This window comes from Candidatus Peregrinibacteria bacterium (assembly GCA_030700255.1).
Classification (GTDB): domain Bacteria; phylum Patescibacteriota; class Gracilibacteria; order UBA1369; family JABINC01; genus JABINC01.
In genome coordinates, this window is sequence record JAUYJN010000014.1 from 1 (window position 1) to 10,966 (window position 10,966).

Genomic DNA, 10,966 nt, shown 5'->3' on the forward strand with positions numbered 1-10,966 from the left:
TGAAGTACACATTTCAAAGCGTTTTCATGGAGATTGAACTTTGAAATACGGCATTCGACGCCCGTTCCCGGGAATGACGTCTGAAGTACGGCGTTCAAGACGTGTGCGCGCACAGCATTGCCCAATTTGTTTAAAGAACCAGATTTTCCGTGGTTCAGTGCAAAACTTGCAAAAACCCTTTAAAGGGCGTAAAAATAAAGCCCAAAAACATTATAAATTATGCATAATTACGATTGGCAATTGGCGGGGCATGAAAGTCAAAGAAATCAACTTGAGACTGATGTGAATCAAGGGAATTTGGCGCATGCGTATCTTTTTTATGGGCCGTCAGAAGTTGGTAAATTCAGGCTTGCGAAGACTTTTGCAAATATCCTTCAATGTTCAAATGGGCTTTGTGGCAAATGCTCGACGTGTGTTCAAATAGATAAAAATTCTCACTATGACACTTTGGCGATGATTGATAATGGAAAGAGTATAAAGATTGATGAGATCAAGAGTTTGATTTGGAAATTGTCGACGACCGGCCAGAGCAATTATAAAATTGTGATGATTGAAGATATTGAGCGGATGACTTTGCCATCTGCGAACTGCCTCCTCAAAACACTTGAGGAGCCGGATGAAAAAACGATATTTTTGCTTACTACAAATGACATAACGAATGTTCTGGACACTATAAAATCGCGTTGTAGATTGGTTAAATTTTCACAAGTGACAAATGAGGCATTGGATGAGTATTTAAAAAAAACCGGAGTCGTTGTGGATGAACAAACATGTCTTAGGGCAAAGACTTTTGCATTTGGTTCTATAGGGAAATTTTTTAGACTTATAAATAATCAGGATGATCTGCGCGAAACCAAAGAACTTTATGATGTTTTGGTTAATCTGTTGCAGGGAGGGTCTGTTAGTTCAAAATTTAACTTTATAAAGAAAATATCTGAGGATAAGCTAAAATCGAGAAAAATGCTCGAAATGCTGACTCACATAATGCGTTCAATGCTACTTGCAAAAACCGGGCAAGGTGCACACTTAACTGAACTACCTGAACTTACTTCAGATTTCTCAGTCGAACATTTACTTACACTCATCGAGAAGATAGAATCTCTGAAGCAACAATTGGATTACAATGTTAACACCAAGCTACTACTTGAGAATATTTTACTAGAGACTTAAATATGACAATAGGATTAATAATAGCGGGAATTAGTTTTATACTTTTGCTTATGATTTACAATCATAGGAAGAAGCTTTTTATCAAAAGTCATGACCTATACAAGCAGATGCAAGCTGAAGAAAGGGCCAAGGTGCGAGCGCGTGAGCTTGGCCAAATAGACGATGCATCAATCGAAGGGAGGGGGCGCATTGCAAACGAATCACACATAAAATCACTACTTCACAAGGTCGAATATCATTTTGATAATAATGAAGTGGATGATGCTGAGGCATGCGTGGTCGAACTTTTGGAGCTAAGCGGCAACGACCCACATATCCAACACCAAATGGGAATCGTGCATATCAAAAGACATGACTGGGAGAAGGCGGAAGCTCTATATAAGGAGCTGACGAAGCTCAAATTGGACGCGAAACACTTTGTGAATCTAGGGGAAGTCTTGCTCATGCAAGAGAAGCTTGAAGAGGCTCTGGATGCTTACCTATATGGTCTTGAAATGAATCGTGATTATGCCGAGAATTTCATGCAAGCAGGTTACGTATACGAAAAATTAGGACACCCAAAAGAAGCCAAAGAAATGTACGAAAAAGCCTTCGAAATTGAACCTGAAAACATCGAACTTCGAACTTACATAGAAAATCTGTAAAATCTCCAAATTATCAATTAACAAAAATACTATGAAACTGGGAATTATCATCAGTCAAAAAAATCCGGAAACAAATTGGAACGCTTTACGTTTAGCAAATTTTGCTCTCAAGCAAGGCGACGAAGTTAAAATTTTCCTGATTGGAGAAGGTGTAGAGTATGAAACGGGCAGTTCGGAAAAATTCAACCTCCAAGAACAAATAGCAGAATTTTTAAAATCTGAAAATGCTAAAATTTTGGCATGTGGCACTTGTTTAAAATCGAGGAATAAAGAAGCTACCAATACATGCCCGATAAGCACAATGAAAGATCTATATGCGCTTGTTCAAGAAAGCGATAAAATTTTAACTTTTTAATCTTAAATCTTATGAAAAAAATACTTACGCTCGCAATCTTAATTTTTGCGTTCAGTCTTTCTGTCCCTCTGCTCTCATTTGCGGAAGGCATGATGGATTTTAATAACACGTCAACGCAAAACGATGATGGACATACCGCTCGCGAAGAAGCCGAGGGAAAGGAAGTCCGGGGCAAACTTCAAGCTGGCGAATTAAAATGTGAAGATTTATCCGATGAAAATTTTGGTGCGCTTGGCGAATACTTTATGGGTCAAATGACCGGTGATTCGCACGAGGCAATGAATAACATGATGATCGCTATGCTCGGCGAAGAAGGTGAAGAAGAAATGCACGTCGCAATGGGAAAAAGAATGAGCGATTGTGAACCAAACGCAGCCATGCCCCAAAACATGATGATGGGCGGTGGCATGATGGGCGACTGGTCGAACTCATCGGCATTAAATAATAATTTAACTAACCCTATGTCTATGATGAACTTTGGTTTTGCGCCTTTTGCCGGATTCGGCTGGGTGTTTATGATCCTTTGGTGGGTCTTAATCATCGCCGGTATCGTTGCCTTGGTAAAATGGATAACCGGTCAAAATAAGACTGAAAGTGAAAATAACAAAACTGCCCTGGATATCCTCAAAGAGAGATACGCAAAAGGCGACATCAACAAAAAAGAGTTTGAAGAAAAGAAAAAAGATTTAAAATAACTGCTTATTTTCTGACTTTCAAAAGTGTGCGGCCGCACACTTTTAGGCTCATATAATAGCTCAAACAAGCCATTTTCATTTTCAAACTCATCATTCGTCAACTCACCTTTATCGGCATGCGAATGTGAAGGAGAAGGCGAGGTTCCAACATGCGAACGAAAGTACCGAAAAGTACCTCTGCTTCTCCGTCTGCGCCCACACGTCAAAGTCTGCCCGGGCAGACTTTTTCATTCATTTAATGGCGGAGGGAGGCCATTTTGATTTCAAAAAAGTTGAGGAGGAAAAGATAGACTTCCCAGAGGATGAAGGGGAAGGTTGGTTTTAAGAACGAAGGGAAAGATCGGTTTTAAGGACGAGCGGAATGATAAAGATTGCCTCCGCCACAAAATTTTCCCCGGGGAAAAAGTGATTGAGTTGGGCTTGTATAAGCCATTTTAGTATTTCCTTGTTGGATTGTACCCTCATTTTGTTCTGACGAATTGTTTTGTGATAATAACTTATTCAGACAGCCAAAAGGTTCAAGACATTCTACGGAGTTAAATCTGAGGACAGTTTGAGAAAAACCTTAAAAATACTCTTTTACTCAACAATGGAAACTAATTCGCTGATACTTACACGATGACACCCACAGGTTTTTGAAACAGTTTCTCGGTTTTAACTTTGAATCTGGGTACTCTATGTGCTAAAATAACACGATATATAAAATATAAATAATACAAAATGGACTGGAATATAATAAAAAACATATTTATTAGCGTTATCTATATAATACTATACGTGAATTCAGCTCAATATGTATTTGCGGCGTCTGTTACATGGGATGGTGATGACGGAGATTTGACATGGAGTACGTGTACCAACTGGTCTTCCGATGCCTGTCCAACAACAGGAGATGACGTGACGATTGATGCAAACGCGGCCGTGCTTTTGACGGCTGCACCGGGCGTCACGCTTGGGAGTATCACGCTCGGTAACAGCGGAGGTACAACAACGCCGTCACTTGTTTTTAAATACAACGCGCTCGGTGGCACGGCGCTTACAACGAGTGGTAACGTAACGGTTTATGACGGAGCCAATATTACACATCAACCTGCTGGTACAACTGCAGAAACAACATATACTGTTAGTATGGTTGTTGGAGGTGATATGACGGTGAGTGCAACTGGTACGGTTAATGTATCGAATAATGGTTGCCAAGGAAGAGACGCTGGAGTTACCACCAGCGGTTTTGGTCCTAACGGTTCTAATGTTTGTACATTGAACACAGCAGGATATACAGCGGGCAAAAAGGGGAGCGGGGGCGCGGGACATGGTGGTGCTGGAGGATCTGGTGGACACTCAGTTGTGAACGATGTTGGCGCAGGGGGAACAACATATGATACGGCATTGAATCCTGTTATGTACGGATCATCTTCAGGTACTTATGGTTACGCAGCAGGTGCGCATGGAGGGGGTGTTGTGCGTCTCTCAGTCACGGGCACATTAACCATCAACGGAACTATTTCTGCAAATGGAGGCGTTGGAGATATTGCATATGGAGATAATGCGACAGGTGGAGGCGCCGGAGGGTCTATTAATATCACCACCGGAACCATCGCTGGTACGGGATCGATTGTTGCTGTTGGAGGAGCTGGAGCGAATAACTTAACAGGAGACGGGGGAGGTGGAGGAGGTGGAATGATTTATCTCGGCTACTACAACACGGATGTTGATAATTTACCAGGAACACTCAGCGCATCTGGAAATGCGACAGGGGGTGCTAAGGGGGGCGGTGCCGATCAGACATACGGTCCGCAAGCAGACGGATCGAACGGAAGCGTGAATACCATTCAGCTTCTTAGCTTTAACTCAGCGACAACGTCTGTTTCAAGCGGTACGTCCGTTGATAGGTTGACGATTGTTTTCAATCAAAACGTGACAGTTAGCGATCCAAATGGCGTTGCAGATGGTTTGGACTCCATTACACTCAGCCAATGTTCGGTTGCAAGTGATTTTGATGGTAGTGCGGTAACCGGAACTGACACGCTTGTTTTGAGCGTGGATTGTAGTGTGGATGCACCAAATGATACAAGTATCACAATAGATCCAACGTATGCAACCGGAGGTACGACATCAATTGTGGACGATGCGACATCCACGGAAATGGCGAATGCGACCACCGTGACAGGTGATGATGGAGCTGCTCCGGTATTTGTCTCAGCAGTAACAACTTCAACGACTAATATACAAATAACAATGTCTGAATCGATTGATTCAGTCACATTTGGTGAGGCGGGAGCATGGACAGCTACTGGAATCACTTCTTCTAATGTTGCTATCAACGGAGGGGATGCAAGTATACTTGATTTGACTGTTGGAACACTTGGTCTTGGCTTCACAGCTGCAGACCTTGCCTTCACAGCAGGGATGACAGCTAGTGCTATCTTAGACGCTGCAGGAAATTCAGTCTCATCATTCTTAAGTAAAGCAGTTGCAGATGGACTTGATCCTGATGCACCTGGTTCATTTGCAAAAAGTAGTGGTTCCGGAACAACTGCCGATATGACGTGGACTGCTACATCTGATACAAATTTCAATCACTACGAAATCTGGTATGGGACAAGCCAAACAGATGTACAGAACATGAATGGAACTGCTGTAGAGTGGGACGACACATCTGACGATGAAAATCTAGCGATTAGAACAACAACTACAACAACAATCACCGGCCTAACTGCCGGTCTAACATATTATGCGCTTATCTGTGCAGTAGATAACGCTTCAAATAGCGGATGTTCTTCAGATATAAGTTTTGTAACAAATCAAACTCCGACAGTTTCAACTCCTGGAAGTATTTCTCAGGCAACAGATGGGACTGGATATGTGACTTTCTCAACTACCGTTGCCGATGCAGATGGAGACGAGACAAAATTGAAAGTAGAATATTCGGAAGATGGTGGTTCAAGCTTCTATGATGCTGACCTAGTATCAGCGACTCCGGATGGAGCAGGATCTGTTGATCTTGATGATGCACAGACATACCAGATTGGTACGGTTAACGGTATTGATACGGACGCGGCCGATACAGTGGTAACAATAGTTTGGGACTCAAAATCAGCCTCAAATGGAAATGGGGCAGTTACTGACGAACAAAGCGATATTCAAGTTAGGGTCACAGCGAATGACTCAATTATCGATAGTTCGGTTGGAACTTCAACAAGTTTTTCATTGGATAACGGAGGCCCTGCGGGCCTCGCAAGTTTCACGTCAAGTGCTACGACTTCAAGTTCAATTACTTGGACATGGACGGCGGCTACAAGTGAAGGAAGCGCTTTTGACCACTATGTAATCTGGTCTGGAGAAAATCAGTCGGATGTAGAAAACCGAACCGGAACAGCATCAGAGTGGGATGATTCAGATGATACGAATTTAACAACTATTAGTACAGCTACGACAACTATTGCAGGGTTAAGTGAAAATACAACTTACTATGCAAAAATCTGGGCTGTTGATTCATATGGAAATGAAAGTACTTTGTCTACAGCGACAGCAAATAACAACGGTAAGCCGACTTTGAGCGGGCTCTCTGCAACTCAAGCGGATGATGGAAGTGGTGATGTGACAATTCAATTTACAATAGATGATGCGGATGATGATGATATACTACAAGCTTTGGTGGAGTATAATATTGGAGATGGATGGGTGAAATTAAATTTGAGTGAGGATGCGGATGATATTACGCAATCCGCCGCAACACCAGATATCGATGTTGAGAACGATAATACATATCAAGTTGGTAATGCCACAGGGTATATATTGAGCTCAATCGGAGCAAATACTATTACAGTGCTATGGCCAACATTGGATGATGGAGGTGAGGACTTTGATACAAGCTCTGCACAAGTCAGAGTGACCCCATTTGATGGAATTGAGGCTGGAAGTGCACTTACCGCTTCAAGTATAGTCTTGGATAATACAGCACCTACAGGTTTTGGAGACATTGGTCTTACAAGGAATAATGCAAATTATTTAGTGGCATCATGGAGCCAGGCTACAGATAGCAATTTCGATAGGTACGTTCTTTGTTATGGCCAAAACTCTACAGATGTGAGTACTTGCTCCGGCACTGCTTCATATTGGACAATTTCAAATGATTCCGCTTTAACGACAATTTCGACAATCACCACAACGATCACTGATGTGAGCATTACTGGTCCAGGTGTGTTTTATTACGCAAAGCTGATTGCAGTAGATTTGTATGACAATGAAGGCGTATCTGCAATTGGAACTTATACGTCAGGTGTGAGTGGGGCATCAACTGCAGGTTCATCAGGTTCGACTAAATCAGGTAGTTCAAGTACAGTCAGCAAAGATGATAAATCTGGAGAAGTCATCGCAATTGAAATCAAGGTTGATACCGATAAGGATGGACTTACTGACGACGAAGAAGCTATCTATGGCACAGATCCATTAAATAGCGATACTGATAATGATGGATATACCGATAGGTACGAATTGATCAATCTTAAATCAGATCCAAAAAATATATGTAGCCCTGGAAATTCAGATCTTGACCCTAAAATCGTTAAGTCATGTGAGTCACAATACCTTGACCCAAATAGTAAATTTAAGAGAATAAAGAGGAGGCAACTATTTGTAGGTAAACCAAAAGATTTGCAAGTAATTCCACCGTCGTGGACGTCGCCAGTGCCAAACTCTGATAAACAAATCGAAATCAAAGTTGAGACTAAGCTTGATAGGCAAATTGCTATTAAGTTAAAAGAAGAGAAGTTTGTGAGCAGAGAAGATAGGGGCGTGATTGCGCAGGAAGAACCTGTGAAAAAAGTTGATGAAGATGCGGTTAGAAGTAAGCTTGATAAGTTGAATCAATCAATCCGGTTCGTACTTAGGCCTATGCGAAATTACGCGAATACCGCTCAAGGGAATCTGTTGAAATCAATCGAAACAGTCGCAGTGCAGGACGCACCATGGAGTGAAAGACATTTCAAATTGCTTCTGCAAAATAAGGTGATTTCAGATAATGTTGATAACTCAAAGGAGTTAGCAAGTTTCATTGAGAACATTGTTTCTGAGCCAAATAGACCGCTGTCTCAATTGGATTCATTGAAGCTGGTTGTAGTTACATCGCTTCTTGCCGATGATGATCCGACACTTGAATCGGTTGTGGAGAATTTTAACAAAGAGTCGTTGAAGGTGGCGGAGGCAAGGCAATTATTTATATCATCAGAAGATTTGAATTTTAATACAGAGCTCACTCGTGGTGAGGCGTTGAGCCTATTGTTTAGGATAGCTGATGTCAAGCAGAGAGCTGAATTTATCACAAAAACACTCGAAGGTATTACGTCTGGCTCAACGCCATTTAAGGACGTAAAGGTTGATGACAAATACGCTCCATATGTTACGTATTTCTATGAAAAGGGATATATCAATGGGTATTCAGATGGAACGTTTAAACCAAACGCGCCAATTAGTAATGCGGAGTTTGTGAAATTGCTTAATATTATTAGGCAAGCAAGTGACAAGAAGGATAAGGCGAACGGAGTGAGCCTTAAGACTTCGATCCTTGGAGCGGATAAAATTAAGCTGGACTCAATTGGTTTGGATGATGAGTCAAGTATTGTTAGTGCAATTAGCAGGGTGCTTAAGCGAAAATTTATTCGCTTTCCTCGGTAGGTTTAGTGCCTCCGCGGAGGATCACTTTTGGACGTGCTTGATAGCGACTGATGAATGTTTGTTTGATTTCTTCACCAAGTGAATTTACGACAGTTCTATACCAGACTGCATCAAAGCCATTGTGTGGATGTTCTTTTTCTTCGTAATAATCTTCAGGTAAATTTGGATCATATATGATTTTGTCAGGAGGAGCCCCCGCTTGGTTTGAGTAATAAGGGCCATCAAGACCGACCGTGCGTCCATCTTGTGTTCCATAGAATTTAAAATATGCATCATTACCATCGATATATGCTTGTATGAGTAGGTCCCCTGGAGAATCATTGAGGATTTTGCAGTCCGCAACACCCGGATAAATAGTGCAGTCCAGCCCATGGCCTCCCGGGCGAGCATAATAAGAAACAGCATATGAATGAGCTTTGCGTTCCGCTATATCAAGTCCTCCAAATAGCCCGGCTCGGAAAAATGTACTTGAGACTTGGCAAAGTCCACCGCCAAAGTCAGGTTCAGTCTTATCACCTTTGATCACCAGTTCTTCGAGGTAGCCCGCTCCGCCATCTACAGGCCCGAGTCTCGTGTTAAATGAGAATACCTCATCCTTTGGCATGATAACTCCGTTAAAACGGTCAATTCCGGTTTTTATATTATGTACGCGTTTCCATGAAGAACCTGAGAAATTAGAATATCCAACGGAAAATAATTCTGTGATTCCACGATCTTTTAATTCTTGTGGAGCAAACACTTCCGCTTTCACTTCTTTGAGTCGGATTTTAACACTTTTATCATCACTATTTAGGGCTCGCAACATATCGCCTATCAAAGCTTCCCTATCGACTACGATTCCATTTTGCGCACTTCCATCAAAAGTAATTTTCGCATTATAAATCCAATTTTCATCATCTTTGTTTTCCGGCATTTCCATATTTATCGTCACGTTTTCAGTGGGAACTTCTAATTCTGACGCTAGATTTTCTTTGATATAATCATCTATTTTTTGCATATTGAGTCCGAGCACCCAGTCTGTTTTTAGCACGGTCCCGGCGAGAGGATCTTCTGTAATCATGCTAACAGGTATGCGTTTTCCTCTAAAATCCAAATAAGTAGTGAAGTTCATATCCAATGCATCAAAATGACTTTTCATATCAAAGGTGTATTTTTCGGAAATCGCATTTCCCGCCTCTCCGGACAGAGTTTTCAAAATTATTTTCTGAGCGATTATATCATTAAGGCTTGGTAAATATATTTCCAAATCCGCCTTCGCCGTTCGAGGTGGTACCAATTCATATTCAACAGTTATTGCACTAATATCATAATTTGTAATAGCGCTCCGCACATCAGTTTCAAGTTTTGTCATATCAATTCGCGTCCCAACTTTTTCTTCAGAAATAGCAAGTTTATCATGATCATCTAAATACACTTTGGCATCGATCGCATATCTATTTATAAACCCTGCAATAGAATATATTTTTTTTAATTCCAATTCAAAATCCTCATTTTCTTTTGGATAAACAAGATTCCCATCCGCATTACGTTTCAAAAAACTCATAAGAGGAATATCGATAGGCTCTTCGCCGATTACAAAAGTAACCGGTATATCAAAAAACTCAAACGGCCCGATTATGTTAGCTGCATCGCTTACAGCATCCTCGGCGAATGCAATCCTTAGTCCGATACTACCTCCAAAAGTCAAAACTGCTAAAATAGCAGCGATAGATATTGTTTTGAGGATTCGAGTCAGCATTAAAAACTATTGTGAGATTTCTTCGGCGTCTTCGTTTGGAATAGTTTCCATGTCAGAAAGCCAATCTAGAATACTTGATTTGCGTGCAACTTTCTTTTCGCGACCGAGAATTTTGTCTGCAAAAAAATCAATTACACCTTTTGATTTATTTGTTACTACAGCGACAGCATCTTCATTTTCATCTAAAATTTCACGACCTTTCTCAGACAATTTCACTCCACGTTTTTTGATTTCTTTACGAGTAGCTTTACCTTTGTCCGGAGCGACTGTTAGCCCGAGCACAGAACCGATCGCGCCACCGATCAAAAGACCAAAGATCACTTTATCCATAGTGCTTTGTTTTTTGCCTTTATCAGGTATGTTTTCGATATTGTCCATTTTGTTTTTGTTTAGGGTGTATAAAAAATATAGAGATGTTAGTCCGGCCACAACGAAGAAAGCATTTCGCTTTAGATGACTCTTTGATTTAAAAGACTTCTTCATGGGTGACTTGAGCTAAGTGCAAGTATTATCCTCCAAACAGCCCCGGAAAGTCAATGATTAGTAGGGGCTTTAAACAAATTGGGCAATGCTATGCGCGAAGTTTGCCAGCTGAACGCCGTGTTTCAAAGGCTGTGCGCGCGCACACGTCTTGAACACCGTGCTTCAGATGTCATTCTTAAGAACAAGCCATGAAGTACGTATTTTATAG

General features: G+C 41.4%; 7 protein-coding genes. 5 read left to right on the forward strand and 2 right to left on the reverse strand.

Annotation, left to right across the window (positions count from 1 at the left end; genetic code table 11):
• Positions 1-219: 219 nt before the first annotated feature.
• The 5 genes from Q8P68_01740 (at position 220) to Q8P68_01760 (ending at position 8,537) form a co-directional block, all read left to right on the forward strand.
• A complete protein-coding gene (locus tag Q8P68_01740) occupies positions 220-1,170 on the forward strand; it encodes an AAA family ATPase (GenBank protein ID MDP4007891.1) in 951 nt (316 codons plus the stop codon).
• A gap of 2 nt (positions 1,171-1,172) precedes the next feature.
• Entirely contained in the window at positions 1,173-1,814 is a 642-nt protein-coding gene (locus Q8P68_01745) for a tetratricopeptide repeat protein (protein ID MDP4007892.1), read from the forward strand.
• Positions 1,815-1,845: 31 nt separating this feature from the next.
• Complete coding sequence (locus tag Q8P68_01750; GenBank protein ID MDP4007893.1) at positions 1,846-2,169, forward strand: DsrE family protein; 324 nt, start codon at positions 1,846-1,848, stop codon at positions 2,167-2,169.
• An 11-nt stretch (positions 2,170-2,180) separates the two neighbouring features.
• The gene (locus Q8P68_01755) at positions 2,181-2,864 is read left to right on the forward strand and encodes an SHOCT domain-containing protein (protein ID MDP4007894.1); all 684 of its coding nucleotides are present in this window, start codon (positions 2,181-2,183) and stop codon (positions 2,862-2,864) included.
• 720 nt (positions 2,865-3,584) lie between these two features.
• Positions 3,585-8,537 (forward strand): S-layer homology domain-containing protein, encoded by a 4,953-nt coding sequence (locus Q8P68_01760; GenBank protein ID MDP4007895.1) that lies wholly within the window; start codon positions 3,585-3,587, stop codon positions 8,535-8,537.
• Here Q8P68_01760 and Q8P68_01765 read toward each other — a convergent pair.
• Complete coding sequence (locus tag Q8P68_01765) at positions 8,518-10,275, reverse strand: VanW family protein (protein ID MDP4007896.1); 1,758 nt, start codon at positions 10,273-10,275, stop codon at positions 8,518-8,520. The two genes, Q8P68_01760 and Q8P68_01765, sit on opposite strands and share 20 nt — an antisense overlap.
• A 6-nt stretch (positions 10,276-10,281) precedes the next feature.
• On the reverse strand, positions 10,282-10,653 hold the full coding sequence (locus Q8P68_01770) for a YtxH domain-containing protein (GenBank protein MDP4007897.1): 372 nt from the start codon (positions 10,651-10,653) through the stop codon (positions 10,282-10,284).
• Between the last annotated feature and the right edge of the window lie 313 nt (positions 10,654-10,966).

Excerpts from the sequence above, each read along its gene's own strand:
- Q8P68_01740 (MDP4007891.1), top strand. The coding sequence starts at position 220 with ATGCATAATTACGATTGGCAATTGGCGGGGCATGAAAGTCAAAGAAAT.
- Q8P68_01745 (MDP4007892.1), top strand. The coding sequence starts at position 1,173 with ATGACAATAGGATTAATAATAGCGGGAATTAGTTTTATACTTTTGCTT.
- Q8P68_01750 (MDP4007893.1), top strand. The coding sequence starts at position 1,846 with ATGAAACTGGGAATTATCATCAGTCAAAAAAATCCGGAAACAAATTGG.
- Q8P68_01755 (MDP4007894.1), top strand. The coding sequence starts at position 2,181 with ATGAAAAAAATACTTACGCTCGCAATCTTAATTTTTGCGTTCAGTCTT.
- Q8P68_01760 (MDP4007895.1), top strand. The coding sequence starts at position 3,585 with ATGGACTGGAATATAATAAAAAACATATTTATTAGCGTTATCTATATA.
- Q8P68_01765 (MDP4007896.1), bottom strand. The coding sequence starts at position 10,275 with ATGCTGACTCGAATCCTCAAAACAATATCTATCGCTGCTATTTTAGCA.
- Q8P68_01770 (MDP4007897.1), bottom strand. The coding sequence starts at position 10,653 with ATGGACAATATCGAAAACATACCTGATAAAGGCAAAAAACAAAGCACT.